The following is a 26956-nucleotide window of genomic DNA, read 5'->3' on the forward strand; positions in this document are numbered from 1 at the left end:
CTTAAAAAAGCCGGGAGCTCGAAGTCGGTTTCGCCGTTGTCGTCGATCATGCCGATCTTCACGCTTTCCATGGTTTCAAGCGATTTATCGTTACGTATGAAGGCCGGGATATTTAAATTTTCTTTCCTGTGTCTCCCTTTGGAGATAACCTCTGAGAGGGTTTTTCCCCCGTGGGTGTTGTCGTCGAATCCCGTCGCAATGACCGTAACCCGGATTTCTTCCGTCATGGTTTGATCCACGACGGTACCGAAAATGATGTTGGCATCTTCGTGGGCTTCCGATTGAATCAGGGAGGAAGCTTCATTGATTTCGTACAAAGTCATGTCCGGTCCTCCCGTAATATTCAGAAGAACACCCCGGGCACCCTGAATGCTGTTGTCTTCCAGGAGAGGAGAGGAGATAGCTTTCTGGGCGGCTTCGACAGCACGATTTTCCCCGGAGGCGCTTCCCGTTCCCATCAGGGCCAGCCCCATTTCCGACATGATCGTTTTCACATCGGCGAAATCGAGATTGATCAGACCCGGAATCGTGATCAGGTCTGAGATGCCTTTGACGGCATTGTAGAGAATATCATCCACTTTTTTGAACGCTTCCGGAAAGGACAGGTTGCGTCCGCCTAGGCTGAGCAGCCTCTGGTTGGGTACCACGATCAGGGTATCGACGATCTTACGCAGGGCAAGGATACCTTCTTCTGCCTGGAAGATGCGCCTCTTTCCTTCAAAGGGAAAGGGTTTAGTCACGATTGCAACGGTCAACGCGCCGATTTCCTTGGCGATTTCCGCGACGATCGGGGCGCCCCCGGTACCCGTCCCTCCGCCTTCTCCGGCGGTAATAAAAACCATGTCCGCTCCTTCCAGATAACAACGGATTTGTTCACGGGATTCTTCGGCGGCCTTTTTGCCGATTTCCGGATTGGAACCGGCCCCCAGTCCCTTTGTCACTTCAGTCCCCAATTGGATTTTGACGAGTGAGGCCGACATCTTCAGGGATTGGGCATCCGTGTTGGCAGTAATGAACTCCACACCCTGCAGATTATAAGAAATCATCGTATTGATCGCATTACTGCCGCCTCCGCCAATACCAATGACCTTGATCTTTGCCGAACAGAGTTCATTCCCTTCATCCGTTAGTTCAAACATAATTTCCTCCCTTAAAAGAATTCTAGACACCAGTTTTTCAATCGCTTGCATGTTCTCGTCAAGACATTCCCCGTACCACTTCTCATCTTTTTGGAGTCGTTCTTGCTGCCGAAAAGAACGAGCCCAACACCGGTTGCATGCATGGGATGGTTGATCTTGTCACTCAGCCCGCCAAGCTTCAGGGGAAAGCCCCGCCTTACGGGCATATTCAGGGTCTGTTCTCCCAGTTCAATGATGCCCGATGTCATTGCCGTGCCCCCTGTGAGGACCGCACCGGCGGCAAGCAGGTCTTCATAGCCCGATTTGCTGATTTCCCTGTAGGCCAGATTAAGGATCTCTTCCATGCGTGCCTCGATGATTCTCCCCAAAATCTGTCGCGAGACTTCCCGCGGTTCACGTCCGCCGACACTGGGTACTTCAATGGTTTCTTCTCGGGGGATCAGGGGGGCGTATGTGCAGCCGTGCTGGATCTTGATTCGTTCCGCCTCCGCCAAAGGGGTACGCAGACCCGTCGAAATATCGCTGGTAATATAGTTCCCTCCCACAGGCACGACGGCGGTTGTGCGGACGGTTCCCTCATAATAAACAACGATGTTCGTGGTGCCTCCGCCGATGTCCAGAAGAACGACACCCAGATCCTTTTCGTCCTGGCTCAATACGGCCTCGCCGGCAGCGATGTGTTCCAGAACGATTTTGTTGATTTCGAGCCCGACCCGGTTCACCGACTTGATGATGTTCTGAATGGATGTTACGCTGCCCGTTACAATGTGGACTTTCGATTCTAGCCGAACCCCGGTCATGCCCATCGGGTCTTTGATTCCGTCTTGATCATCGACCATGAAACTTTGGGGCAGGACATGGAGGATTTCCCGATCCGTCGGAATGCTTACCGCCTTGGCCGCCTCCACGGCGCGTTGCACATCTTCCCGGCCCACCTCGCCACCTTTGATTCCTACAACCCCCAGACTGTTCTGGCCCCGAATGTGTCCACCCGATACGCCGACAAAGATGGAACGAATGGCACAGCCGGACATATGTTCCGCTTCTTCTAACGATGCCTTGATGGAGGCCACCGTGTTTTCAATGTTTACTACGACGCCCTTCCGAAGCCCGTCAGATGGCGTTGTGCCGATACCGATAATATCGACACCGCTTTCCGTCACTTCACAGACCAACAACGATGTTTTCGTGGTTCCGATATCCAGGCCGGCTATGAGATTATTTTTTTTTGCCATTTTTATGTTACCTTTCCCTTGCATCACTTTTTGCCCGCTTAGACACGATTCCCGCAATCACCGTTTAGGTCCGATACTCTGTTTCCTTCATGGGAGGCGGCGCCGGAACATTCTTGACCTTGATCTGAACCGTGATCTTGGCGGGATCCCGCAGATCGATGTGGAGCAGGGCCATGTCGATATTCTCTTTTCCCAGACCCTTGAGTACAGGCGGTAAGGCAGCCAGTTTATTGACAAAATCATCGGCACCCAAAATCAGGCGGAGCCCTGTATCGGTGATTATGGAAAGACCGAAAAGCTCGTCCGCATGGATTTCCGAGAGATTTTGGTATGAAACCGGCGCATCTTTTGTATCGGACAAATACGTCAGGAGTTCAAGTGATTTTTTTAAGAGATTTTCCTGTAAAACACCGCTTTTATAGCATCCCGTCAATACGGGGAGGTCAAGTCCGTCGCCAAGGTCAAGCCCCTTGAAAATAACGCCTTCCCGGTCAACAATCTGCAAAGTTTGCTCCTTTTCCACAAGCGCCAGGGGGACACGTTCACGTACCTCCATGATGAGTCGATCAGGAAATTCCCGGCCGATGTGTGCTTCCTTGATCCACGGATTGTTTTCAATGCGTCGGGCCGTCTTCCCCAAGTTGATTGAAAAAAGATTCTGGTTGGGATGAAGCGCCGCAAGAGTCAAAACGTCCCGTTCCGTTACTTCCCTGCATCCCCGGACAACCGTTTCCCGGATGCGAAAATAAGGGTCACTCAAAATATAGCTGTAAAGGTAAATCAGCGTCGAAGTAAGCAAAAGGGTTGCCAGGACGAGAAATGCGCAAGTTGCAATATCCCTGAAGAAATGGGTGCCATAGCGCTGCAACCGATTTCTTCTGATTCGGAAAGTCGATTGGGATATCTTTTTCATCGTCCGTTAATCCTCGCCCAGAAGCTTGACTTCCAATTCCAGAGACACGTTCATTTTTTCATGGACCTGTTGTTGTACATGACGGATCAGAGTCAGGATATCATCTGCCGTCGCATGACCGCGGTTAATGATAAAATTGGCATGCTTCTCCGATACCATGGCATCGCCAATGGTTAGACCTTTCAGACCTGCCGATTCGATGATCTGTCCGGCTGGTATACCGTCAGGATTTTTGAAAATGGAACCGGCGTTTTTGTGTTGCTGCGGGTGTTTCGCTTTTCTGTCCTCAATGATTTTATTCACTTTTTCCGCGACCTGTTTTTTCGGATCACACTGGAGTTGAAGTCTTGTCTCCACAATCATCATTTCTTCAGGCAGGTGAAAATTTCGGTAGTCGAAGTGAAGTTTATCCCGCTCCATGGAAGTCAAATCGCCTTGTTTATCCATGAGGGGGACGGCCTGAACGACCTCGGAAATACTGTGACCGAATGCACCCGCATTCATGCGGACAGCCCCGCCGATGCTTCCGGGGATACCGGCGCAAAACTCGAAACCCGTCCAGTTTTCCCGAGCTGAGAGGGCAACCAGGTCGGACAAAAGCACACCGGCTTCCCCCCGAATCTGGATTGACGTTCCCGTTATCCGAAGTATTTCCAGGTGATCCAACCGCTTGGTACAGATCAGGGCGCCCCGGTAGCCCTTTGCCGTGATGATGAGGTTCGTTCGGTTCCCGACAATGGTGTGGGGGATGTCCTGAACGTTGAGAAGTCGAATCATTGCCGACAAATCCTCCAGGGATCCGGGATACAGGGTCATGTCAACCCGTCCGCCGACACCCATTGAGGTGATATCCGCAGCCATTAAATCGAAATGGCCTGCACCGGCGAAGCGGGCTTCCCGGGTGGGATTTGCCTGTTTTAGTGTAACCGTCGTCGTCATGATCTGAGGTCTCCCAAACTTTGCAGGCGTTCGGCCAATGCTTCCCCGATTTTCCATATATTGCCTGCTCCCAGGGTCAAAATCGTATCCATTGGCTGGACAATGGACAGCAGGTGATCAACGATCCGGTCGAAGGTCCGAATGTACATGACATTATCCTGACCTCCTGCGATGAGGCTTTCCTGGAGCTTTCCTGAAGAAACACCGGCAATCGGCTCTTCACCGGCCGGATAAATATCCATCAGAATCAGGAGATCCGCTTTCACAAAACATTTCATGAATTCCGGAAAGAGGGCCTGGGTTCTGCTGAATCGATGCGGCTGAAAAATGACGATCAAACGGTTTGGCCAGGCTTCTTTTGCGGCCGTCAAGGTTTCACGGATTTCCGTCGGGTGGTGGCCGTAGTCGTCGATGATGGTCACGTCACCCACGACCGCTTTTACTTCCAGTCTCCGTTGTGCCCCGGTGAACAGCCCAACCCCCTCACGGATTGTATCGAAGGGAAGGTCCAATTCACGAGTCACGGCGATGGCGGCCAGGGCATTGGCGATATTAAATCGGCCCGGGACGTTGAGTACGACTTCCCCCAGTCGGGTGCCTCTCTCTATGACGTCGAAGCGGTTGCCCAGGTTTTCCGGGCGGATGTTCATGGCCTGATATTCGGCAGATCCACTCAGACCATAGGTGAGAACCTTGCGCTTGATTTGCGGCAGAATTTCACGGATCCTCCTGTCGTCGGCACATAATATGGTGACCCCGTAAAAGGGAACGCTGTTGGCAAACCGGGTAAAAGCCTCCTTGATTTTCTCGATATCACGATAATGATCCAGGTGTTCCCGATCGATATTGGTGATTACCGCCAAGTTCGGAGCCAATTTCAGGAAGGAGCCGTCGCTTTCGTCCGCTTCCGCCACGATAATGGCGCCGTCGCCCAACTTGGCGTTGCTGCCGATACTGCCAAGTTTCCCTCCGATGACCATGGTGGGATCGAGTCCCCCGTGGGCAAGAATCGTCGAGACCATGGATGTGGTTGTGGTCTTGCCGTGGCTGCCTGAAATGGCGACGGAAAACTTCATTTTCAGGAGCTCCGCCAGCATTTCGGCGCGGGGAATGACGGGAATACCGCGTCGGCAGGCTTCCTGTACTTCGGGATTGCTTGATCGGACGGCAGTGGAGGTAACCACCACGTCGGCGTCGCCGATATGGTTTTCCCGATGACCCTGGTAAATGCGAGCGCCCAGGGCGCTTAAACGCCGGGTCGTGTCGGTGCTGCTGAGATCGGAACCGGTTATGGTGTATTTGAGGTTGAGCAGAACTTCGGCAATTCCACTCATGCCGATTCCACCGATCCCCACAAAATGGATGCATTTGATCTTGCGCTGCATGCCATGGATGGGGTCATGTTTTTTCATAAAACACGTACCTGTTATTCTTTCCGATCGAGGGAATAGGCCTTCCCATCGACCTTTATTCTCATATCATGAACCTTTCTTCTTATCGACCAGAGAAACACAAACATCGACGATTTCCGCCGCGGCATTCCGCTTGGCTAACTGGTTCGCACGTACTTCCATTCGGCTGATCGAGTCCGGATTGCGGTAAAGAGAAAGTATGGTTTCCCCAAGAGTCTCCCCGCTCAGACGCGTTTCTGGTAAAAGGACCGCCGCTCCCGCCTGGACAAGAACCTCGGCGTTCTTTGTCTGATGATCGTTGGTGGCATAGGGATAAGGAATCAGAATCGCCGCCCGGCCGCTGGCTGTCATTTCAGCGATCGAGGTTGCCCCCGCCCTGCAGACAAGTAAATTTGCCTGTCCGTAAACCTTGGGCATGTCCATGATGAACGGGTGGATGTCCGCATCGTACCCTCTTTCCTTGTATATTTTGGTGACCGCTTCCACCTCATGGACACCGGTTTGGTGGATGATACGAAGGGTTTCCCTGATCGGTTCCAGCTTGTCCAGCGAGGCCAGGACAGCCTGGTTGATGGCTTGGGCTCCCTGACTGCCTCCGAAAACAAGGAGGTTGAATTTTCGGTCATCTCTTGTCGCATTGATGGTTGCTGAGGTGAACGCCGCCCGGATTGGATTCCCCGTGTGCAGACTTTTCTTTTTGGGAAATCTGCCCTCCCCGTCAGGAAAGGTCAGAAAGATCCGGTCGACGCAACGAGACAGGATCCGATTTGTGATGCCCGGGTAAGCATTCTGTTCCGCAATGGCGGTTTTCAAGCCCAGAAGATGGGCCGTGAGGACAGAGGGACCCGAGGCATAGCCGCCGACACCCAATACAAGATCCGGCTTGAAAGACCGGATAATGCCGAGGGACTGCACGAAACTCCTGGGCAGCTTACTCATGACCTTCAACGTGTTTGACAGACCCGTCCCCTTGATTCCCGCCACGTCTATCGTGGCCAGATCATAACCGAGACCGGGAAGAACACGCTTCTCAATTCCGCGTTCCGTTCCGACAAAAAGGACACGGTTGTTCCCGTCACGGGCCATAATTTCCTCGGCAATCGCGATCCCGGGAAAGAGATGACCCCCAGTGCCGCCGCCGGCGATGATGATATTCATGACCGGTGCACCTCACGCTTCCTGTGATGAGATGTTCAGTAATATTCCAATGATAGCAAGGCTCATCATCAGAGAGGTTCCTCCGTAGCTTAAAAAGGGAAGGGTTAATCCCTTGAGAGGAATCAGCCCCATGACGCCTGCGATGTTAATGAAGACCTGCATAAAAATCAGAATGGTCAGTCCCGCCGCCAGTAACATGCCGAAAAGATCGGGAGCCCTGAATGAGATGAGGAAGCCCCGGACGATCAGCACCGTGTAAAGCAGAATGACAACGGATACACCCAGGAATCCGCTTTCTTCGGCAATAACGGAAAGAATAAAGTCCGTGTGCGGTTCCGGGAGATAAAAGAGTTTTTGCATCCCGTCGCCGATGCCGACGCCGACAGGTCCGCCGGAACCAAAGGCGATCATGGACTGTATGATCTGAAAACCCGTACCGTGGGGGTCTTGCCACGGATCCATAAAGGCTGTCACCCGTTTCCATCGATAACCCTGACAGAGCGCCCAGATAAGAAAAGGGGTGAAAATGCCGACCAGTCCCAGCAGGTGAACGATTCTGGCTCCGGCGAGATAGAGCATGAACATAACCGTAACGGCGATGATGGCCGTTGTGCCGAAATCGGGCTGGAGAATGATGAGTCCCATGAGGCAGGCCGCCACGACCAGAGGGGCCAGAATGCCACGGGTAATTTCTTTAATGTATTGCCTTTTTCGGGTTAGGAAAAGGGCCAGAAACAACACAAGGGATACCTTCACCCATTCGGCGACCTGAAAGGCAATGAAGCCAAGGTTGAGCCAGCGGACGGCCCCTCCCACTTTTTTCCCCACGGAGGGAACAAACAACGCCAGCAGCATGACAAAGGAAACGACCAGGGCCGGATAGGCCGCGATTTTCAGTTTTTGGTAAGGGAAACGGGCCAGGAGGTACATGAGCACCAGCCCCAGGACGACGAAAACGATTTGCCTTTTCAGAAAGTATTGGGCGTCATGAAATCGTTCTGTGGCCATGATGGCGCTGGAACTGTAGATCATCGCCGTTCCGACTGTTACCAATGCAAGGGTCGCGAGCATCAGCAGGATGTCCTGTTTGTTTTGTGATACGGATAAGGATTCCATGTTACAGCTTTCTTACCAACGTTTGAAAAAATTCCCCCCGTTCCCTGTAATCAGCAAATTCATCGAAGCTGGCACAGCCTGGGGAGAGAAGGACCACGTCGCCTGCCTGCGCGCGCCGTCTCGCTTCCTCCACGGCCCCTTCCAATGAAGGGGAAGTGCCGGTTTCCACGAGGCCTCCAATTTTTTCCTTAATGGTATTGCGTGCTTCTCCAAAAAGAATGAGCGTTTTGACATGCTTTCTGATCAGTGATTGCAGAATTTCAAAATTTCCATCCTTGTCTCTTCCTCCGACAAGCAGGACGACGGGCCGCTGGAATGTTTCCAGGGCACGGGCCACGGCGGCGGCATTGGTCCCTTTGGAGTCATCGTAATAGGCTACGTCCCGTTTTTCCCCGACAAACTCGATACGGTGAGGAAGGCCCCGGAAGTTGGAGATGGTTCCGACAATCTGCTCCGGAAGGCAACCGCACATGCGACTGGCCATAACGGCCGCCATGACGTTTTCGGCATTATGCAGTCCCGGCAGTTTGATCATTTCCCGCGGGTAAATTTCGTCATGTGCGCCGAAGCCGGAGAGAACAAGCCCTTCGTTCTGAACGGACAAACCCCGCTCCACCTTCCGGGTTGAACTGAAAAAGAGGGTTTTTGCCGGGAGGCGTTTCGAAAGATTTAGGAAATGCTCTTCGTCGGCGTTCAGAATCGCCAGATCCTTTTCGTCCTGGTTCAGAAAAATCCGTTCCTTGGTCTCCCGGTAAGAGGCGAGAGAGCCATGGTAGTTCAGGTGGTCAGGGGCGGCATTCAACAGAACGGCACAACGGGCGCGAAACGTCGAGACCCATTGAAGCTGGAAACTGCTTACCTCTACGATGACAAAATCCTCTTTTTGGTGGCTGTCACAATATTGAATGAGGGGTATGCCGATGTTTCCTCCGACAAAAACCCTCTTACCCGCGTCTTTCAGAATTTGCCCGACGAGGGTGGTGGTTGTGGTTTTCCCGTTTGTTCCCGTGATGGCCACCATGGGCGGCTTCAGAAAGCGGCTGGCGATCTCCAGTTCGCTGTGAATGGGGATGCCCTGTCGAAGGGCTTCCACGAGCAGCGGATCATATGGGGGAACACCGGGAGAGGGAATGACCATATCGATGTGGTCGAGGGCATGATGATCGTAAGCGGTGGCGCGAACGGGGATGTCTTCATTCCTTATTTCATTCAGGGCGGCGTCGATCTCCGCTCCCGTATTTTGATCGGTGGCAACAATCCGAGCCTTTTGTTTTGCAAGGAAACGGGCTGTGGCGATGCCGGTTTTCCCCAGGCCGATAATTAAAATGTTCTTCGCCGTTAAGGCCATGTTCGTTCCCCTAACGCAGCTTTAGTGTGCTCATGGCTACCAGGGCCAGCAAAACCGAGATAATCCAGAAGCGAACGATAATCTTGGGCTCGGGCCAGCCCTTCAATTCAAAATGATGATGAATGGGGGCCATCCGGAAAATACGTTTGCCTCCGCTGATTTTGAACCAGCTGACCTGAAAGATGACCGAGAAGGTTTCCAGGACAAAAATCCCGCCCACGATGGCCAGCAGAATTTCCTGTTTGGTGAGAATGGCGAGGGTTCCCAGCGTCCCGCCCAGGGAAAGGGAGCCGACATCGCCCATGAACACTTGGGCAGGGTAAGTGTTGTACCAGAGAAAGCCAATTCCGGCACCGACAATGGCCCCGCAGAAAATGGTCAACTCGCCTGCTCCGGAGGTATAGGGAATCTGCAAATAATGGGCGATCTTGATGTTTCCGGCGAAGTAGGCGAACAGGAGGTATGTCATGAAACAGGTAATGGCCGGGCCGATAGCCAGACCGTCCAGGCCGTCCGTGAGGTTCACGGCGTTGGCTGTTCCAACGATGATAAAGGTTGTCAGGAAGATATAAAAAATACCGATATCGGGGAGAGCGGTCTTAAAAAACGGAATGGTTACGGCATGACTGAATTCAGGGCGAACGTAAATCACCAAACTGACGAAAAATGCGATCGTGATTTCGGAGAGAAGCCGAAATTTTCCTGAAATACCCCGGCTGCTTTGGTTGGTTATTTTCCGGTAATCGTCAAAGAAACCGATGATTCCATATCCGACGAGAACAAGAATAATCAGCCAGACATACATATTGGTCAGATTCGACCAAAGGAGGGTGGAGACCACGACAGCGAAGATGATCAGAATGCCCCCCATGGTTGGCGTACCCTTCTTGGAATGATGCGTTTGGGGGCCATCTTCCCGGATGGACTGTCCCACATCGAGACTCTGGAGTTTGCCGATTAACCAGGGGCCGACGATGAAGCAGATCACCAGCGCCGTGATTGCCGCATAAATTGTGCGGAAGGTGATGTAGCGAAAGACATTAAAGGATGAGAACGTTGTATGCAGCGGATAAAGGAGATGGTAAAGCATGAGCTATACTCCCTTGGAATTTTCATTTGAGAGGTTCCCCGGTTTCCCGAATAACCGGATTTCCGGAATGAGTTCCTCGAGGTTCATTTTTCGTGATCCTTTAAGGAGGATCCAGTCTCCCCGGGAGACTGTTTCGCGGAGAGCCGGGATTGCTTTCGCATTGCCATCAAAGAAGAAAATATGATTCTTGTCCAGGCCTGACGCTTCGGCGGCCTCCGCCGTGACCCGGGAATAAGCGCCCTTGAGAAAAAGGGCATAAATTCCCAATTCACCGATTCGATGACCGATTTCCTTGTGATAGGCCACTGCCTGATTGCCCAGTTCAAGCATATCCCCGAAAACGACGATGCGTCTGCCTGTTCTGGAGAGTTCTGTCAGGGTTTTCAAGGCCTCATCAACGGACAATGGGTTGGCGTTGTAGGCGTCATGAATGAGATGCGCGCCGTTGGCCAGGGGTTCGATTTCCATTCTTCCGGCAATGGGGCGGAAACCATTCAGCCCCCTTCAGATTAGAGAGGGGGCGCAACCGGCGGCGCTGGCCGCTGCCGCTGCCGCCAGAGCATTCTGTACATTATGGCGTCCCGGTACGGAGAGAACGACACCATTTTTCACCTCTTGAATATTGATCCTGATGGCGTTTTTCCAGTTTTCAACCTGCCTTAGGTTTTCCGTAGTGATATCGTCGGGAACGGACATGGAAAAGGTCATTTGTTCACCCCGCCAGCGATCCCGGAGAACGCCGATCTCCGGATCGTCCAGGTTCAGGATGGCGACGCCGCGATGATTCATCACGCTGAAGAGTTTGCCCTTTTCCTCCCGCACGGAGACAACCGAGCCGAGTCCTTCGAGATGTGCCGGGCCGATATTGGTGATGACACCGATGTCCGGTTCAGCCAAACCGGCCAGGCGCGCTATTTCACCCGGGCCGCTTGTTCCGAGCTCAACGATGGCCAGTTCGGTTTCTTCACGGAGCCCGAGCAGGGTCAAGGGAAGGCCGATCAGGTTGTTAAGGTTCCCCTCCGTTTTGAGGATTTTACCGTTCAATGAACCGATGGCAGCGATCATCTCCTTGGTCGTGGTTTTTCCGGCCGAGCCCGTAACGGCTACCACCCGGCAATTCATTCGTTTCCTCCATCCATGGGCGATATCTCCCAGCGCCTTCAGGGTATCGGATACCTCAATCCAGGGGATATCGCCCGGCAAGGCCGGCACCGCATGTCGGCGATGCCTTTCGGTCATCAAGGCCTCCGCCCCGAGGCTGACGGCTTTGGTGAGGAAGTCATGCCCATTGAAACGAGGCCCCGCCAGTGGAATAAACAGGTTACCCGCAGCGAGGACTCGGCTGTCGGTAGAGATGCCGAGTACGGTCCGTTCCGGCCGCCCCTGAATCAGGGTCCCGTTGGTGAAATGGACGATATCCCTGATCCTCAGCAATGGTGAAGGAAACGGGGGCATGTCTGCTCCCCCCTTCGCTTCCGAAGGCATTCCCGGGCTACAATCCGGTCGTCAAAGAAATACCTTTCTCTGCCGATAATCTGATAATCTTCGTGGCCTTTCCCCGCGATCAGAACAATGTCCTCTGGATTCGCCGACATAATCGCCGCTTCGATGGCCTGTCGCCGATCCGGAATCGTGCAGTAAATTTTTTCTCCCGTATCATTGTGTAACTCCCCAGAGCCAACCTGCCGGATGTTGTGAAGCCGAATACCCGCCTCAATTTGGTCAATGATGGTCTGCGGCGGTTCCGATCGGGGATTGTCGGAAGTGACCACCATGACATCGCTCAGCGTCGCGGCAACAGAGCCCATGAGAGCCCTCTTTTCCCGGTCCCGATCACCCCCGCATCCGAAAACAGTTATGATGCGATTGCTGCCGAATCCGGAGAGATTTTCGATGGCTTTTCTTAAAGCGTCATCCGTATGGGCGTAATCAACAAAGACGCTTGGTTCGCCCGGGCGGCTTACTCTTTCCATGCGCCCCGGAACCCCTTTCATTTCCGCGATACCCTGTTCGATTGCCGGTGTGGGGATATGGACGGCCGCTGCCGCCGCGGCGGCCGCCAGGATATTGTAGAGGTTGAAGTGTCCGATCAGGTCTGAATTGATCTGCAAGGGATTTCCGTTGATATGAATAACGGCCCGGGTCCCTTCCAGGGTGAACCGCGAATCGGTGACGCCGACATCATGGTTTTCCCTGTCTCCGAAAGAGAGGCTGCGTAATGAAAGGTCCTCCAGAAGCCTCTTCCCCCAGGGGTCATCACTGTTGATGATAGCCCTGAAAGGGAGGGTTTTAAGACTTTTCGGGAGCAGTTCCGTAAAAAAACGTCTCTTGGCCTCGTAATAGCGTTCCATTGTCAGATGATAGTCGAGATGATCCCGGGAGAGATTTGTGAAAATTCCGATGTCGAAGTCGCAATCGTCCACACGTCCGAGATCAAGGGCATGGGAGGAAATTTCAGCGACGCAATGGGTTACTCCCGCGTCGGCCATTGCACGCAGTATTTTATGGAACTCCAATGATTCCGGAGTGGTGTTGGGTGCTGGCTGCGTTTTGCCGCGGAACCGGTAATTCACCGTCCCGAGAACCCCGGGAACAAATCCGGCTGCCTTGATGATCGATTCCAGCAGATACGTCACCGTTGTTTTGCCGTTTGTTCCGGTGACCCCGATCAGACAGAGATTCGATGAGGGCCGGGCGTAAAAATTTCGCCCTGCGATACCCAGGGCCCGCCGGCTGTCTGGAACTTGCAGGGTGTTGATGTGGTTGGGAGAATTAAAGGGCTTTTCATGAAGAATCCAGTGGGCCCCCCGGTGAATCGCATCCTCGATGAAATCGTGTCCATCTGTGTTGAGACCGGTAATCGCGACAAAAAGGCTGTTTTCCTCACAGCATCTGGAATGATAGCAGACGGATGACACCTCACCGGAAAGTGTTCCCGTGGTGTGGATGAATTGCAGATCCTTGACGACTTCCGAGATATCCATTCCCTTTCCTCAAAGGCATTTTGCCATGGTGTATCAATGTTTGTTGCCCGTCTTTCATTCCGTGGATACACAATGGTTCCTCGGGAAATGGTTCCTCGGGAATCGGTCGTTCCGGGATCGAATCCGAGATAAAATCTCGGTTCCTCAGGGGAACGATCGCTTCCGGACGAGGGGCCCGGGTGCTTCCCGTTACCGTTCTGTTTTGAATGAAACCAGGCAGTACGGGTGCGAGCGGATGGGGACACCGGCCTGCGGCACCTGTGAAACGGCCCAACCTGATCCGTTGATTTTCAACTCAATACCTCTTTCCCGGGCTTTCTTCAAGACCTCTCTCACGCTCATGCCCTGGAAATTTGGAATGATTGATTCATCTTCTATATCAATAAGTTCTGCCCGTTCGATGGTTTCCGGAATGACCCGGGTTGCCGAAACAAGTTTCACTTTCGACGATTTCGGCGAAGTGTCTTCATCGGGTGCGAACAGAGAGGGGTCCTTGATGTATGATTGAAAACAGGTGAGCATCTGTTCGCCTATATTTCTAAAAACCGGTGCGGCGGCGACACCGCCCCATTTGTCCCGTTGCGGTTCGTCAAGACTCACCAAAATGGCAATCTGCGGATTCTTCGCAGGGAAAAAACCCATGAAGGTGGTGCGCACCCTTTCCGATGAATAGACGCCACGGCTGAAATCAAATTTCTGTGAGGTGCCTGTCTTGCCGGCAACACTCAGGTGCTTGATCCGGGCGTTTTTGCCTGTACCGTCCTCATCCTGTACAACATCCGTGAGAATCGAGGTCATGATTCGGGCCGTGCCGGGTGATATGACGTTTCGGACTATTGTTGGTGAATACTCCTCGACTACGCGGCCCCTCTTGTCCACCAGGGCCCGGACAATGTAGGGTTTCATCAGGACTCCGTTATTAGCGATGGCCGACAGAGCCGTTACCAGTTGGAGAGCCGTAACGGAAATGCCCTGCCCGAAAGAGATTGCCGATGTGTCGACACGTGTCCAGTTGGAGACCGGCCGGAGAAGGCCGGAGACTTCTCCTGTAAGATCTATACCGGTTTTGGAACCGAAACCAAAATCCCTGATGTACTGATAGAATTTTTCTTTCCCCAACTGTTCGGATACCTTGATACAACCGATATTACTGGAATATTTGACAACTTCACGAACGTTCAGAGAAGCGTGACGTTTTCGCTGGGCTTCATGGAAGACCCGGTTGGCGACCTGATAATACCCATTCTCGCAAAATACACGGTCCTTTTCACTGATTACTTTTTCTTCCAGCGCAGCGGCGATCAGGAATGGTTTAAACGTGGATCCGGGATCAAAGACATCCGTGATGGCTCTGTTTTTGGCATGCCCCGGTAGCGCTTTGCTGTAAGAATTCGGATCAAATGTGGGTTGGTTGGCCAGCGCCAGGATTTCGCCTGTACGGGGGTTCATGGCAATGGCAAAGCCTCCCTTGGCGCCCTTTTCGCGAACCGCTGCTTTCAACTGGCTTTCCACCAGATATTGAATGCGGCTATCAAGGGTTAGAACCAGATTGTAAGCCGTATCCTCGGTGACGCCAGCGGTTTCGATGCGGGGATAAAGCCATTTGCCTTTGGCGTCCCTGCCCCGGACCAGTTTCTGTGGCGTACCTTTCAAATACCGGTCATATCTTACCTCAAGTCCTTCCAGGCCCGTTGATTCCGTGCCGACAAAGCCAAGAATTTGGCCCGCCAGTTCACCATTGGGGTAGAGACGTTGGGGCTCCTTGACGATAAAAAGGGCGTCGTTCTTGAGGGACTCTACTGCTTTGGCCTGTTCAGGACGGACGCGCCGGGCAATCCAGCAAAAGTTTTTATTTCCTCTCACCCTTTTCAAAAGAGCAGCCTTGTCCACATCGAGTAATTTGGCCATCTGTTCGGCAAAGGCTTGCGGTTTTTTGATTTTGGATGGATCGGCACATATGGAATCCATGAGTACGCTTGCCGCCAGTTTTTCTCCATTCCGATCAAAGATGATGCCTCTTTCGGGGAGCATTTCGAGCGTCTTCGTGTGCTGGCGTTGTGCCATCAATTTCAGTTTGTTCCCATTTAGGATTTGTAACTGGAACGCCCGGGAGATGAGGGCGATAAAAAGAATCAAAAAAAGGAACAAAACCGTGCAAAGTCTGAATTTAAGCCACTTGATGGATTCGGCATTCATTTCGTCTGCCCCGGATCTTCAATAAAGAAAACCTGTTCCCGTTCCGGGTAGGTCATCTGTAATTTCTCTATGGCCAGGGAGGTGATTCTTTTGGGGGATTTCAGCGTTGCCAGTTCAACCAGTAACTTTTTCTGCTCTTCCATAAGCGCATCTTTTTTATTGATTTCTGTTGCGACTTGGTATTCGAGAGTTGTCATCAGGTTATGTGACCATACGTACAAAACAGCGACAGCCATGATGACCATGGCAATGAAAATGAAGGGGGAATAGCCGAATCTGGTCAGAACGCACCCTGATTCCCTATCTTCTTTCAGGGCGTCCCGCGATGCGATGACCATATCTTTTGCCATGCTAGATCCTCTCGGCGGTTCTCAGGCGGGCGCTTCTGGCCCGGGGATTCATGTTAATTTCCCTCGTTGCGGGGGTTATGGGTTTTGCAGTCAGAATCCTTAATCTGGCCTGGTGTCCACAGATACAAACCGGGATGTCTGGAGGGCAAACACAACTCTTTGACCAGAGACGAAAGGCGTTTTTCACGATTCTGTCTTCCAGTGATTGAAAGGAGAAGATGGAAAAACGTCCCCCGTCTTTCAATTTGTCCACTCCAGAGGAGATGGCCTGTCTCAGGTTGTTCAGTTCATCGTTGACATGGATGCGTATGGCCTGAAATGTTTTTGTCGCCGGGTGGATTCTCCGGTTCCGTTGGCCCGGTGGGATGGCCCGGACTACAATATCGCTCAAAGACGCGGTCGTCATGACCGGACTGGTTCTTCTGGCCCGTACGATGGCACGAGCGATTCTTCTGGCCATCGTTTCCTCTCCGCATTCCCAGATTACCTGCTGCAATTCGGCCTCCGAGGCATGGTTAATAAATTCGTAAGCGCTGATTGTCTGGTCTTTGTCCATCCTCATATCCAGGGGGGCGTCAGATGAAAAACTGAAGCCCCGCTCCGGGGTGTCCAGTTGATGGGAAGATACGCCAAGGTCCAGGAGGATACCGTCCACTTTTTCGATTCCTTCTTCACAAAGGATTTCCGCCATTCGGCAAAAATTTGCCTTCCGGAGAATTTTACGGGCACCGAAAGAAGCAAGCCGTTTTCCCGATTCCTGTAACGCGTCATCATCTCTATCCAAACCAATGAGAAGGCCGTCAGGGCTTGTGGCCTCCAGGATGCGTCTGGCGTGTCCCCCTCCACCGATGGTCCCGTCGACGAAGATACCGCCGGGTTGACAACGGAGGCTGACGATTACTTCCTCGAGCAGAACGGGCTTGTGATAGGAGCGCCATTCGCCATTCTTCCTTAAATCCCCAGGTCCACCATACATTTTTCGTAGGATTCGAGATTACTTCCCGTATCGTTCATCTCTGTGTCGAAGCGTTCCTTATCCCATATTTCAATGCTTTTCAGCATGCCGGCAAGAACAACATCTTTATCGAGGTGGGCGTATTCTCTCAGATTTTGCGGGATTAAAACCCGTCCCTGGCTGTCCAGGACGCAGTGAACGGCGGCGGACATAAAAAACCTGTTGAAAGCGCGGACTTCTTTTTTCAGAATAGACTGTTGGGCCATCTTCTCTTCGATGACGTTCCATTCCTTGAAGGGAAAGACGATGAGGTATCCGTCCCAGTTGGTGATGACGAGCTGGTTGTCATATTTCTCGGCAAAGATCTCACGATACTTGGCCGGTAGAATGATTCTCCCCTTGTCATCAATGGTGTGATTGTACTGACCCCTGAACAAGGCCATCTCCAATTCCCTCCACAATGAGCCACTTCTCTCCACTTGGCTCCGAATATAGAGAGGTAATGGGGGGTTTGTCAAGCAGAAAATTATTCTTTTTTTCCGTTAACTTGGTATTTTTTTACTGCTTTGTTGTGGGAGGCATAATCGGTCGAAAAAAAATGGGTGCCGTTGTTCCTGGATACAAAGTAAAGAAAATTGTTGGCCGCCGGATAGAGAGCCGCTTGCAGGGAATCCAATCCGGGGTTGGCGATGGGCCCGGGAGGCAGGCCGTGAATTTGGTACGTGTTGTGAGGTGATGACGTGTTGAGGTGTCGACGCTTGATGGGGCCGCTGAAACCTTTCAGGTTATACACTGCGGTGGGGTCGCTTTGGAGCTTCATTCCTTTTTTCAAACGATTGTGGAACACGGCGGAAATCAGGATTTTTTCTTCTTTATGGCCGGTTTCCCTGCCGATCATGGAGGCCAGGGTTACCCATTCCTGAAGGGAAAAACCCATGATTTGCGCGCGCTTTTGCATGGCCGGTGTAACGTGCTTCCAAAATTCGGTTATCATGCGAACCATGATTTTTCTGGTTCCCATGGAACGGTCAAAGTAGTACGTTTCCGGGTATAAAAAACCTTCGGCCGTATCGCCCTCTATATCCAGGGAAACAAGAAAATTTTTGTCTTCGAACAGGGCAATGAACTCTTCCCGGTCGATCAGGCCAAGCGCGGCAAGACGATCGGCAATGTCATGGGCGGTCTGGTCTTCCGGTATGACGAAGCGATAGCGCTTGATATCCCCCCTGACCAACTTGTCCAGAACCGAAACCGTGGAAATATTCAGGGGAAACTCGTATTCCCCCGCCTTGATTTGATGGGTAACCCCCCTGAGAATGGAGAGCAGATAAAAAGATGCTTTCGTACGAATCAGTCTTTCCCGGTGAAGCATATTCACAATTTCGCAAAAACGTTCTCCTCGATGAATTTCGACTAGAACAGGTTTTGTCCGTCCCTTTGGGGGTTGTGTGACATCGATGAGGAATGCGAGTATAAATCCGAAAAAAATGATGCAAAATATGCCTGCGAAAACTAATTTTCTTGAGATGGTGAATTGCATAAACAAGGGGGCTGAGAGGCTAATGGGGTTTGGACGGGCGATCGAGATAACTTTGCAGAATCAAGGTCGCGGCGATCTTGTCCACGAGGAGACGACGTTTTTTCCAGTGTACATCCGCTTCGCGGAGGACCTCTTCCGCAGCTTGTGAAGACAGGGTTTCATCCCACTTGATGACGGGAAGGCCGAAAGCTACTTCAATGTATTCGCTGAAGCGGTTGACCTTTGCACATTGGATTCCCTCGGATCCATCCAACCGCAGGGGATAGCCGATGACAATCCGTTCGGCCTGACAGCGATGGATGACCTGTTTCAGTTCCTCCATGACCTGCTTATTGTTTTTACGAATGATTGTGGTAAGACCTTGGGCGGTAAGACCGAGCTCATCGCTTACGGCAACGCCGATTCTTTTTTCACCGAAATCAAGACCGATAATGCGCAAACGTTTGACCTGCCTGTTTTATTTGGAGGGCATTCTTAACAGATATCTCCATATCTTTCCATGAGAAACACGAAAACATGTTGCATCAGGTGGATGTTCCGCGCCTTCACCCCAGGCTCCAATTGAATTGAATATTCGGCAGGCTGTGGCCAAATGGGAGGTACGGGATTTCTAAACATGTTTTGTGAAAACGAATTCCTGGAAACCGATGAAAAATTTTGGTGAAATATTGGAGCCTCGTATGATAAGGGTTCAAGACAGAGTTCCTCCTGGATGATACGAACAGGAAATGATTCCGCATTGAATGATGTCTGAGGTTTGTTCCGGTGATAGGTGCTCCATGAGGGAAAAACGACTGTTTGAACGATTTGAAATCCAAGTACCCGCGAGGATCGAAGTAGCCGGGCAGAACAACGACCACGCCATCTTCAACCTTGAAACCCGCAATCTATCGGCTGGCGGTGCGCTGGTCAAATTCATGGGCTCGCTTCCGGAAGGCAGTGCGGTCAGGGTCGATATCGTCCTATCCTTTGAAGAATTGAAAACCGCCGCCGACCCGGATGGTTCGCTGGTTCTGTCAACCACGGGTCACATCGTGAGATCCGAGGCGGATGGTATCGCTCTTCGCTTTGACGAGAATTATGAATTTCGGGTCCGGTTGGACGCATTGCATCAGGGTATGCCTTCCGATATTCGTTGATGTTTCTTTAACCGGGCTTGCGCAGGAGAATTTTTTGTAGATCCTGATTCTTTCTGTTCATATCATCCCCGTTTTGATTGGTTTTTTTGACCCGCCGGTGGGCCGCCACCTTTTCATTGTGGCTGAAAAGCAATTCTGTTATCGTGGCCACGCAGCACAACATCTTTTACGGGCAACCATTCATGAAGCACATTATCCTGGGAACAGCCGGACACGTTGATCACGGAAAGACAGCGCTCATCAAGGCCCTGACCGGCGTTGATACGGATCGTCTGAAAGAGGAAAAAAAACGAGGGATCACGATCGAACTGGGCTTTGCCGCCCTTTCCCTTCCCAGCGGTCCGCAATTGGGAATTGTCGATGTCCCCGGCCATGAGCGTTTCATCAAGAACATGGTGTCCGGTGCGTCAGGAATTGATCTTGTCATGATGGTCATTGCCGCTGACGAAGGGGTTATGCCCCAGACCAGAGAACATCTCCAGATTTGTTCTTTTCTGGGCATCAGGAAGGGACTGGTCGTTGTTTCCAAAACCGACATGGTTGAGGCGGACTGGCTGGAATTGGTCAGGGAGGATATCGCGGGTTTCCTGAAAGGATCGTTTCTCGAAGGGGCTCCCATGCTTGCCGTTTCCGCATTGAAAGGGGAGGGCTTGAATGAACTTCTCCAGGCATTGACCACCCTCTCCCGGGAAGTCGAGGAAGAGGCCGATCCCGGTATTTTCCGCCTTCCCGTTGATCGCGTTTTTTCGATGAAGGGTTTCGGCACGGTGATCACCGGTACCCTCATGTCCGGGACGATTGATCTCGGAGAAATCGTTGAGATATTGCACTCCGGGGTGTCCTCAAAAATACGTGGTATCCAGGTACACAAGCATTTGGTTACGCGGGCCGAGGCCGGTCAGAGAACGGCCATCAACTTTCAGGGGCTTGAAAAGGAGTCCATCAGCCGGGGAGACATGGTGGTGCGACCGGGTACACTGATCCCGACACGGAACCTGGATGTTCAGTTAGAGTATCTGCCCGAGTGTGAGCGGAAGCTGAAGAATCGTGCCCAGGTTCGTTTCCATTACGGGACCAGTGAGGTCATGGCCCGTCTCATTCCGCTGGATCGGGAAGAGGTGGCACCCGGGGAGAAAATATTCGCCTGCCTGGTCCTCGACGAACCGGTCATTGTCATGGCGGGGGATCGGTTTGTCATTCGCAGCTATTCGCCGGTGACGACGATTGGCGGCGGTCTGGTCATTGATCCCCACCCGCCGAAGCACAAGCGTTTCAAGCAGGACGTGGTGGACGAATTCATCACACTGATGGATGGGGAAGAAACGGCGAGGGCAGGGGTGATCATCGGCCGTGCCGGTCTGAGAGGGATTACGCTTCACGAACTGGTTGTCCGCACGGGCATGACGCGCAATCTGTTACGGAGGATTCTGGAGAGCATGTTTTCAAGCCGGGATGCGGTTTTGCTGGACAAGGAAGAAACGCGGGTTGTTTCCCGCATTCCATATGACGTACTCTTAAACCGTTTTCTGGCGGAACTCGCACAATACCATCTCAAAAATCCTCTGCGGGAAGGATTGCCCCGGGAAGCATTGCGCATGAATCTGGGGCTCGGAGGAAACCAGAAAATATTCGCCATGGCAATCAAGGATCTGGAGAAACAGGGAAAGATCATTGTAGAGAGGGAGAATATCAGGCTTGCGTCACATCGTGTGGATCTGGGAATCGGTCTTGAGGCGATGCGACGGGAAATCGAGACGCTTTATCAAAAGGCGGGGCTCACACCGCCGACGGCGCGGGAGGTCCTGGAGAGGTATCCCGGCGAAAGGGCCAGGGTTGGCGATGTCCTGTCGGTCCTGTTCAAAGAAGGGAGCCTCATTCGGGTGTCGGAGGATCTTTATTTTAGCAAAGAAGTGATTTCCTCGCTTCGAGACGCATATAAAAAGCTTCTGCTAGCCCAGGGACAGGCGAGTCCCGCCGGTTTCAGGGACCTGACGGGTTTATCGCGAAAATTCGTCATTCCCCTTATGGAGTATTTTGATATGAGCAAGCTTACCATTCGTTCGGGGGATGTCCGTATTTTAAGGGAAAAATGATAGCTAACATGGTACAGGACAACCTTTCGAAGGCGCTGAGAATTTTTCCCGTGACCCGCTTTGACGGGATTCGCTTTGAGACAACCGAAGTGCCTTTGGCCAGGGAAGTTGCCTTGCGGATCATTTACAACCGGGATCAGGTGATGACCGTCGCCTGCGTGGGCAACCATCTCGATGAACTGGCTGTGGGGTTTCTGCGCTCGGAAGGGTTCCTCAGGTCTTTTCTGGACATTGAAAGCTTGACGGTGCGGGAGGATGAGGCCACGGTTGAAGTCTTGACGGTGGACCACCGGCGGGTCAAAACCGGGATGGGACGGGACTGCGGCACCCTTTTTTCGAGTGGTGCCCGCGGCATCGGCAGCGAAAACAAGCGGGAGGAGGAATATTTGGGTTCTCTGTCCATGCGCCTGGATCCAAAAAAAATCCTGCACTGGATGGAAGAGCTGGTGGGGCGTTCTGTTTTACACAATGCCAGTCATGGGACTCACTGTTCCGCCCTGGTGGATCGAAACGGTATTCTGATCTGTCGGGAAGACATCGGCCGTCACAATACCATAGACATGATCGGTGGATACGCCCTGCTCCATGACATGGACTGTTCGGACAAGATTCTGATGACCACGGGCAGAATTTCCTCGGAGATGGTGAACAAGATCCGACATTTGGGGATCCCCATTCTTGTCAGCCGATCCGCCCCGACAACGGAAGCGATCCGGATTCTCGAAGAGGTGGGGATAACCCTTGTCGCTTACGTCAGGGGGGGAAAAATGAACATTTATACACACAAGGACAGGGTTATCTTGGGCCTATGAAGAATATTTTTATTAACGGGATCAAGGCGGGAGATCGGGTCGAGGATTTATTTCTCGTGGAGGAGAAAAACCTGGCTTTTTCCATGAAAGGGTCTCCATATCTCAGTTTACGCCTCAAGGACAAGACGGGGCAGATGGATGGTCGGATTTGGGACAACGCGCAGCAACTGGACAAGGTTTTCAGGAAGGGGGATATTATTTTTACCCGGGCCCGTGCAGTGAGCTACAAGAGCATGATCCAGTTATCGATCATCGATGTGCGGGTGGCCACTCCCGAAGAAATGACCTGGGAGGACTTTTTACCGACCGTCAAGGGCGACATCGACGGCATGTACAATGAATTGATGGCGTTTGCCGATCAGGTCGTGTCGCCGCACCTGAAGGCTCTCCTGGACGCGTTTTTCTCCGATAGCGAGATTGCCGGGCCTTTCCGCCGGGCTCCGGCCGCCAAGGGGTTTCATCATGTCAACATCGGGGGGCTTCTTGAACACACCCTGTCGGTGACACGCCTTCTGGCCCTGGTGGCGGATCATTATCCCAAAAGCAATCGGGATCTCCTGATCGTGGGGGGCATCCTCCATGATATTGGAAAAATAAGGGAGTTTACCTACCAGGGGAACATCGATTACAGCGATGAAGGCCGCCTCATCGGGCATATCGCGATCGGTCTGGAGATGCTGAACGCGAAAATCGCGACGATCCCCGATTTTCCATCCAATCTGGCCATGGAATTACGGCATCTGATTCTCAGCCATCACGGCATGCTGGAATTCGGCTCGCCGAAACGGCCGAAAACCGTGGAGGCCATGCTTGTCCACCAGATTGACGATATGGACGCCAAGGCCAACGCCTTGCAGGAATATATTGACAGCAACGAAAACACCGATTCCGATTGGACACCGTTTCATCGCCTGTTCGAACGCTATATTTACAAGGGGGGAACATAACCCCTGGCTATCGCTCTGTCTCCTTTCGGTAGTGTTTTAGCAAACACCATTTTAGGAAATATCGCTGGCCTCTAAAATAAATCAAATTGCGAACATTCGTTTACACTACCGGCCGGACGGATCGCTGGAGGCTGTTTCCCGTGTGGGTCACTTCGAGTCCATCCGCGACATTCTGAAATCCTGGATACCGCATATCACGATCCTGAAGCCGGAAGCATTTCGCAAAAACCTGCTTGCGGAAGTGAAAGACTGGATAAAAATACAGGAAATGGAAACGAAATAAGGATAGCTATTAAATAATTACCTGTGCCATGGGCCGGGTGCGATCCATGTTACAGGGACAGGCTTGCTGTTTACAAGACCATCCAGAACAGGCTTCAAAAAGAGGGAAATGCCATTAACCGCTTCTTCGAAAGTATCTTGTACACCAGTCATCCGGTTCTTGCGTAGGAACGCCTCCCATTGAGACTGTTTTGCCTCATCCAGGATGAACGATTCGGTAAATGCCACAGGATCAGATGGGATAACTGTGTGGCGGGCAGTGAATGTTTCTTTAATCGCCCTTGCCAGGGTCTGGCCATCGAAATCAAACTGTCTGGAAAGCAACCGGATATCCCAAAAATCTTTCATACGGCTGTTCATGATGCCCCGCCTGACCATCGCTTCTAACTTCTCGGCAATCGTGCTTTCCTTACTGTAGCCACGTATTTGCGGCGCCGGCAGATCGAGAATCGTCGGATACGCCATCAACTCGGGTGGTGGAATTACAATATCGCCAAAACCGACATCAAGCTGAATCGTTATCCGGGCGGTATCCAAAGAACCCCGGAAATTGATGCGGACCCCTTCGTAATCGGCGTCTTCTGTGATCATCTGTCCACGGATGCTGCTCGGGTCGAATACAACCCCGTCCGGTTCCACTTCCTGAAGACATACATCACGGGCCATGGCCATGATGGCATCCGTCCTGTTTTCCATCTTTCCCAGCATGTCGATGTCCATCGTGGATCGAAACGCACGCACTTCCCACACCATGAGCATCAATGCGCCTTTGAGAATGAATTTCCCGGCATAAGAAGACCGGGAGAGCCTGTACAGAAAACGTTCGATCGCATAGTATTGTAACAGATCGTTGAAGGGGCGTGCAGATTCTCTCGACTTGTTGAGAATACGCTGATGAACAGAAGCCGCAATATTCCGCAGAGAGGAGCTCGTCATAGCGTTGCCTCCAGATAGGGACGCATGACCTTCTCGACACGACATATCCGGGCATATTGCATGAGACAGTCCGACCGGAAGCGTTTCCTCTGCCGATAGAATTTCAGGGCCTCCAGGACAACGTCGAGCCCGATCTTATTGCGGTATTTAAAACAGTCGGCCAGGGTTTTCTCCGGATTGTAAACTTTCACCGGGATGCCGTTTGCGTCGTGCTGCTCAATTCCTTCCGTAAAAGCGGGACCACTGAACCAGAAAATACGGAGCGGCGGAAAATCGAGCCTTGGAGGTTCGGCGCCCCGCGGCAGAGCTAGATAAATTTCATGGGGAATTTCGGTGGTCAGCTCGTGATAGGAGAGAGCGGAAATAAGACAAATAATACCTTTGGGGACTTTCAGGGCAACGGTAGCAAGATCCGGGTTACCCAGAGAAGGCATATCGGCAAAGCGGTAGATCCCACGTCCCATTCGCTCGATAATTCCCTGATCACGCATGGCATAGATAGTCCGGGGATGGATTCCCGACTTGATTGCCTCTCCGGTGCGAAAGATACCTGTTGGCGAGTGGAGCACAGCTCTGGCCCGTTTTATTGCCTCTGTGCCCTGCTTTTTACTGATTAGCGACATGGATAATATTACCTGCATTAGTTTTTATTTGTCTGTAATTCTATCCAGGCGAATGAGTTATGTCAAGCGGAAGCAGAAAGGAGCGAAAATTAAGAAAACATTCCGGATGTCGCCCGATGCCACCAGACGACATACCTTGCTTTCACATGGTAGCCAAGAAGAGATTCCTGTATTATCAGATCATACATTACATCAGAAGACAGAAAACCGGCAAAGCCTCGACGGCAAAACCTCGACGGCAAAACAGGGGGGTTGCGGTTCATCCCCACGCATGTGGGGAACATGCCTCGGCAGGATAAAAGACCAGCGTGGTTGTCGGTTCATCCCCACGCATGTGGGGAACATATATTTCATAAAAATGTCAATCATTGAAAGTACGGTTCATCCCCACGCATGTGGGGAACATGGGACCTCGTCCAAATCTGCAACATTGCATTCCGGTTCATCCCCACGCATGTGGGGAACATGCCGTTTGCCAATCCCGGCGAAAACGCCGGTGGCGGTTCATCCCCACGCATGTGGGGAACATATATTACGATGATCCGAGTATATCCGAGTAGGCGGTTCATCCCCACGCATGTGGGGAACATTTGCCCATATTTCGCTATGAGTTTGCTGTATTCGGTTCATCCCCACGCATGTGGGGAACATCTTTCACGACGTGACAAAACTGCGTCTTTTGCCGGTTCATCCCCACGCATGTGGGGAACATGTGTTCCTAATGGAAAGAGATTTCGTTGCTACCGGTTCATCCCCACGCATGTGGGGAACATATACCCTGCGACGTGGTCAACGGCCTGCACGTCGGTTCATCCCCACGCATGTGGGGAACATACGTAGGTGCTGATGGCCCGGACGATCTGGGTCGGTTCATCCCCACGCATGTGGGGAACATCGCCAGAAAGGATATAATTTGCCATCGTATTTGGTTCATCCCCACGCATGTGGGGAACATGGAATCACCTTCCGAATCTCCGTCGGAATCACCGGTTCATCCCCACGCATGTGGGGAACATTTTTTTCTCCCACATTTTTTCAGCCTCCATTTCGGTTCATCCCCACGCATGTGGGGAACATTCTCAATTCACCATGGGTGACATCCTCTATTACGGTTCATCCCCACGCATGTGGGGAACATGGCGTACCTAAATCAAAAGGGGCTGCCCCGGCCGGTTCATCCCCACGCATGTGGGGAACATTGTGCGTCGGCCAAAGTCTTCTCGGATACAGACGGTTCATCCCCACGCATGTGGGGAACATGAACGCATGGAGGACTAAATAATGGGTATTAACGGTTCATCCCCACGCATGTGGGGAACATATCGCTAGTGGCGGGGGTGGCGTTAATCATCTCGGTTCATCCCCACGCATGTGGGGAACATATGGAATGTCCTCGATGTGGTGAGATTTTTTGCGGTTCATCCCCACGCATGTGGGGAACATATAATGGCGTCCCGCCGTTGCCTCGACGAGGGCGGTTCATCCCCACGCATGTGGGGAACATTTTAGGAGGGACACCATACACAATTTCTGGTCCGGTTCATCCCCACGCATGTGGGGAACATATCAAAGACGATCTCAGTGAGATCAAGGCCGCCGGTTCATCCCCACGCATGTGGGGAACATGATCAAAAGCGTCTCGGCCAGTTGATCAGGATCGGTTCATCCCCACGCATGTGGGGAACATTGGTCGCCGCGGGCGCCGCGGGTCTTTACGGCCGGTTCATCCCCACGCATGTGGGGAACATA

At 52.2% G+C, this 26956-nt stretch carries 26 protein-coding genes and 1 CRISPR repeat array; of the genes, 5 read left to right on the top strand and 21 right to left on the bottom strand.

The window, feature by feature from the left end:
- From ftsZ to ruvX, 18 genes are all read right to left on the bottom strand, one after another.
- On the bottom strand, positions 1–1139 hold a 1139-nt coding region (gene ftsZ, locus GX147_08960; protein NLN60808.1), incomplete at its 3' end, for a cell division protein FtsZ.
- 11 nt (positions 1140–1150) lie between these two features.
- Positions 1151–2374 carry a cell division protein FtsA gene (gene ftsA / locus GX147_08965; GenBank protein ID NLN60809.1) on the bottom strand — a complete coding sequence of 408 codons (1224 nt, stop codon included), beginning with the start codon at positions 2372–2374 and terminating at the stop codon, positions 1151–1153.
- Between the two features lie 64 nt (positions 2375–2438).
- Positions 2439–3287, bottom strand: a complete 849-nt coding sequence (locus tag GX147_08970; GenBank protein ID NLN60810.1) for an FtsQ-type POTRA domain-containing protein — start codon at positions 3285–3287, stop codon at positions 2439–2441.
- Positions 3288–3293: 6 nt separating this feature from the next.
- Complete coding sequence (murB, locus tag GX147_08975) at positions 3294–4226, bottom strand: UDP-N-acetylmuramate dehydrogenase (GenBank protein ID NLN60811.1); 933 nt, start codon at positions 4224–4226, stop codon at positions 3294–3296.
- Positions 4223–5611, bottom strand: a complete 1389-nt coding sequence (locus GX147_08980) for a UDP-N-acetylmuramate--L-alanine ligase (protein ID NLN60812.1) — start codon at positions 5609–5611, stop codon at positions 4223–4225. The genes murB and GX147_08980 overlap by 4 nt, the downstream gene beginning before the upstream one ends.
- A 93-nt stretch (positions 5612–5704) precedes the next feature.
- Positions 5705–6796 carry an undecaprenyldiphospho-muramoylpentapeptide beta-N-acetylglucosaminyltransferase gene (gene murG, locus GX147_08985; GenBank protein ID NLN60813.1) on the bottom strand — a complete coding sequence of 364 codons (1092 nt, stop codon included), beginning with the start codon at positions 6794–6796 and terminating at the stop codon, positions 5705–5707.
- 12 nt (positions 6797–6808) lie between these two features.
- Positions 6809–7912: a putative lipid II flippase FtsW gene (gene ftsW / locus GX147_08990; protein NLN60814.1), complete on the bottom strand. Its 1104-nt coding sequence runs from the start codon at positions 7910–7912 to the stop codon at positions 6809–6811.
- A gap of 1 nt (position 7913) precedes the next feature.
- Positions 7914–9260, bottom strand: coding sequence for a UDP-N-acetylmuramoyl-L-alanine--D-glutamate ligase (gene murD, locus GX147_08995; protein ID NLN60815.1), 1347 nt, complete (start codon positions 9258–9260; stop codon positions 7914–7916).
- 10 nt (positions 9261–9270) lie between these two features.
- Complete coding sequence (locus tag GX147_09000; GenBank protein ID NLN60816.1) at positions 9271–10350, bottom strand: phospho-N-acetylmuramoyl-pentapeptide-transferase; 1080 nt, start codon at positions 10348–10350, stop codon at positions 9271–9273.
- Positions 10351–10353: 3 nt separating this feature from the next.
- Complete coding sequence (locus GX147_09005) at positions 10354–10818, bottom strand: hypothetical protein (GenBank protein ID NLN60817.1); 465 nt, start codon at positions 10816–10818, stop codon at positions 10354–10356.
- A 36-nt stretch (positions 10819–10854) separates the two neighbouring features.
- On the bottom strand, positions 10855–11805 hold the full coding sequence (locus tag GX147_09010) for a UDP-N-acetylmuramoyl-tripeptide--D-alanyl-D-alanine ligase (GenBank protein ID NLN60818.1): 951 nt from the start codon (positions 11803–11805) through the stop codon (positions 10855–10857).
- A complete protein-coding gene (locus GX147_09015; protein NLN60819.1) occupies positions 11778–13334 on the bottom strand; it encodes a UDP-N-acetylmuramoyl-L-alanyl-D-glutamate--2,6-diaminopimelate ligase in 1557 nt (518 codons plus the stop codon). Before GX147_09015 ends, GX147_09010 begins: the two co-directional genes overlap by 28 nt.
- 189 nt (positions 13335–13523) lie before the next feature.
- Positions 13524–15530 carry a penicillin-binding protein gene (locus GX147_09020; protein NLN60820.1) on the bottom strand — a complete coding sequence of 669 codons (2007 nt, stop codon included), beginning with the start codon at positions 15528–15530 and terminating at the stop codon, positions 13524–13526.
- Positions 15527–15880, bottom strand: coding sequence for a cell division protein FtsL (gene ftsL, locus GX147_09025; protein ID NLN60821.1), 354 nt, complete (start codon positions 15878–15880; stop codon positions 15527–15529). The genes GX147_09020 and ftsL overlap by 4 nt, the downstream gene beginning before the upstream one ends.
- A 1-nt stretch (position 15881) precedes the next feature.
- Positions 15882–16856 (bottom strand): 16S rRNA (cytosine(1402)-N(4))-methyltransferase RsmH, encoded by a 975-nt coding sequence (rsmH, locus tag GX147_09030; protein NLN60822.1) that lies wholly within the window; start codon positions 16854–16856, stop codon positions 15882–15884.
- Entirely contained in the window at positions 16832–17278 is a 447-nt protein-coding gene (gene mraZ / locus GX147_09035) for a division/cell wall cluster transcriptional repressor MraZ (protein ID NLN60823.1), read from the bottom strand. Before mraZ ends, rsmH begins: the two co-directional genes overlap by 25 nt.
- An 83-nt stretch (positions 17279–17361) precedes the next feature.
- The gene (mltG, locus tag GX147_09040; GenBank protein ID NLN60824.1) at positions 17362–18375 is read right to left on the bottom strand and encodes an endolytic transglycosylase MltG; all 1014 of its coding nucleotides are present in this window, start codon (positions 18373–18375) and stop codon (positions 17362–17364) included.
- A 19-nt stretch (positions 18376–18394) separates the two neighbouring features.
- Positions 18395–18814, bottom strand: a complete 420-nt coding sequence (gene ruvX, locus GX147_09045; GenBank protein NLN60825.1) for a Holliday junction resolvase RuvX — start codon at positions 18812–18814, stop codon at positions 18395–18397.
- A 340-nt stretch (positions 18815–19154) separates the two neighbouring features.
- On the opposite strand from ruvX, the gene GX147_09050 reads away from it, so the two are divergent.
- Complete coding sequence (locus GX147_09050; protein NLN60826.1) at positions 19155–19514, top strand: PilZ domain-containing protein; 360 nt, start codon at positions 19155–19157, stop codon at positions 19512–19514.
- Positions 19515–19521: 7 nt separating this feature from the next.
- Here the strand turns inward: GX147_09050 and GX147_09055 are convergent, their stop codons facing one another.
- The gene (locus GX147_09055; GenBank protein ID NLN60827.1) at positions 19522–19665 is read right to left on the bottom strand and encodes a hypothetical protein; all 144 of its coding nucleotides are present in this window, start codon (positions 19663–19665) and stop codon (positions 19522–19524) included.
- 31 nt (positions 19666–19696) lie between these two features.
- On the opposite strand from GX147_09055, the gene selB reads away from it, so the two are divergent.
- From selB to GX147_09075, 4 genes are all read left to right on the top strand, one after another.
- Positions 19697–21607, top strand: coding sequence for a selenocysteine-specific translation elongation factor (gene selB / locus GX147_09060; protein ID NLN60828.1), 1911 nt, complete (start codon positions 19697–19699; stop codon positions 21605–21607).
- Positions 21604–22419 carry a formate dehydrogenase accessory sulfurtransferase FdhD gene (gene fdhD / locus GX147_09065; protein NLN60829.1) on the top strand — a complete coding sequence of 272 codons (816 nt, stop codon included), beginning with the start codon at positions 21604–21606 and terminating at the stop codon, positions 22417–22419. The genes selB and fdhD overlap by 4 nt, the downstream gene beginning before the upstream one ends.
- Entirely contained in the window at positions 22416–23366 is a 951-nt protein-coding gene (locus GX147_09070; protein ID NLN60830.1) for an HD domain-containing protein, read from the top strand. Before fdhD ends, GX147_09070 begins: the two co-directional genes overlap by 4 nt.
- A 142-nt stretch (positions 23367–23508) precedes the next feature.
- On the top strand, positions 23509–23649 hold the full coding sequence (locus GX147_09075; protein NLN60831.1) for a hypothetical protein: 141 nt from the start codon (positions 23509–23511) through the stop codon (positions 23647–23649).
- 17 nt (positions 23650–23666) lie between these two features.
- On the opposite strand, the gene GX147_09080 is transcribed toward GX147_09075, so the two are convergent.
- Both GX147_09080 and GX147_09085 read right to left on the bottom strand, forming a co-directional pair.
- Positions 23667–24584, bottom strand: coding sequence for a nucleotidyl transferase AbiEii/AbiGii toxin family protein (locus GX147_09080; GenBank protein ID NLN60832.1), 918 nt, complete (start codon positions 24582–24584; stop codon positions 23667–23669).
- Positions 24581–25207 carry a transcriptional regulator gene (locus tag GX147_09085; GenBank protein ID NLN60833.1) on the bottom strand — a complete coding sequence of 209 codons (627 nt, stop codon included), beginning with the start codon at positions 25205–25207 and terminating at the stop codon, positions 24581–24583. The genes GX147_09080 and GX147_09085 overlap by 4 nt, the downstream gene beginning before the upstream one ends.
- Positions 25208–25462: 255 nt before the next feature.
- Positions 25463–26955: direct repeats of the CRISPR family, unit length 29 nt; unit sequence CGGTTCATCCCCACGCATGTGGGGAACAT.
- Position 26956 lies beyond the last annotated feature (1 nt).

The sequence above is a fragment of the Deltaproteobacteria bacterium genome, assembly GCA_012522415.1.
Lineage (GTDB): Bacteria > Desulfobacterota > Syntrophia > Syntrophales > JAAYKM01 > JAAYKM01.

Excerpts from the sequence above, each read along its gene's own strand:
- murG (NLN60813.1), bottom strand. The coding sequence starts at position 6,796 with ATGAATATCATCATCGCCGGCGGCGGCACTGGGGGTCATCTCTTTCCC.
- GX147_09050 (NLN60826.1), top strand. The coding sequence starts at position 19,155 with ATGAGGGAAAAACGACTGTTTGAACGATTTGAAATCCAAGTACCCGCG.
- GX147_09080 (NLN60832.1), bottom strand. The coding sequence starts at position 24,584 with ATGACGAGCTCCTCTCTGCGGAATATTGCGGCTTCTGTTCATCAGCGT.
- GX147_08980 (NLN60812.1), bottom strand. The coding sequence starts at position 5,611 with ATGCAGCGCAAGATCAAATGCATCCATTTTGTGGGGATCGGTGGAATC.
- GX147_09015 (NLN60819.1), bottom strand. The coding sequence starts at position 13,334 with ATGGATATCTCGGAAGTCGTCAAGGATCTGCAATTCATCCACACCACG.
- selB (NLN60828.1), top strand. The coding sequence starts at position 19,697 with ATGAAGCACATTATCCTGGGAACAGCCGGACACGTTGATCACGGAAAG.
- mraZ (NLN60823.1), bottom strand. The coding sequence starts at position 17,278 with ATGGCCTTGTTCAGGGGTCAGTACAATCACACCATTGATGACAAGGGG.
- GX147_09005 (NLN60817.1), bottom strand. The coding sequence starts at position 10,818 with ATGGAAATCGAACCCCTGGCCAACGGCGCGCATCTCATTCATGACGCC.
- rsmH (NLN60822.1), bottom strand. The coding sequence starts at position 16,856 with ATGTATGGTGGACCTGGGGATTTAAGGAAGAATGGCGAATGGCGCTCC.
- GX147_08970 (NLN60810.1), bottom strand. The coding sequence starts at position 3,287 with ATGAAAAAGATATCCCAATCGACTTTCCGAATCAGAAGAAATCGGTTG.
- ftsA (NLN60809.1), bottom strand. The coding sequence starts at position 2,374 with ATGGCAAAAAAAAATAATCTCATAGCCGGCCTGGATATCGGAACCACG.
- GX147_09070 (NLN60830.1), top strand. The coding sequence starts at position 22,416 with ATGAAGAATATTTTTATTAACGGGATCAAGGCGGGAGATCGGGTCGAG.
- mltG (NLN60824.1), bottom strand. The coding sequence starts at position 18,375 with ATGCAATTCACCATCTCAAGAAAATTAGTTTTCGCAGGCATATTTTGC.
- GX147_09085 (NLN60833.1), bottom strand. The coding sequence starts at position 25,207 with ATGTCGCTAATCAGTAAAAAGCAGGGCACAGAGGCAATAAAACGGGCC.
- GX147_09020 (NLN60820.1), bottom strand. The coding sequence starts at position 15,530 with ATGAATGCCGAATCCATCAAGTGGCTTAAATTCAGACTTTGCACGGTT.
- ftsL (NLN60821.1), bottom strand. The coding sequence starts at position 15,880 with ATGGCAAAAGATATGGTCATCGCATCGCGGGACGCCCTGAAAGAAGAT.
- murB (NLN60811.1), bottom strand. The coding sequence starts at position 4,226 with ATGACGACGACGGTTACACTAAAACAGGCAAATCCCACCCGGGAAGCC.
- fdhD (NLN60829.1), top strand. The coding sequence starts at position 21,604 with ATGATAGCTAACATGGTACAGGACAACCTTTCGAAGGCGCTGAGAATT.
- ftsW (NLN60814.1), bottom strand. The coding sequence starts at position 7,912 with ATGGAATCCTTATCCGTATCACAAAACAAACAGGACATCCTGCTGATG.
- GX147_09010 (NLN60818.1), bottom strand. The coding sequence starts at position 11,805 with ATGCCCCCGTTTCCTTCACCATTGCTGAGGATCAGGGATATCGTCCAT.
- GX147_09000 (NLN60816.1), bottom strand. The coding sequence starts at position 10,350 with ATGCTTTACCATCTCCTTTATCCGCTGCATACAACGTTCTCATCCTTT.
- murD (NLN60815.1), bottom strand. The coding sequence starts at position 9,260 with ATGGCCTTAACGGCGAAGAACATTTTAATTATCGGCCTGGGGAAAACC.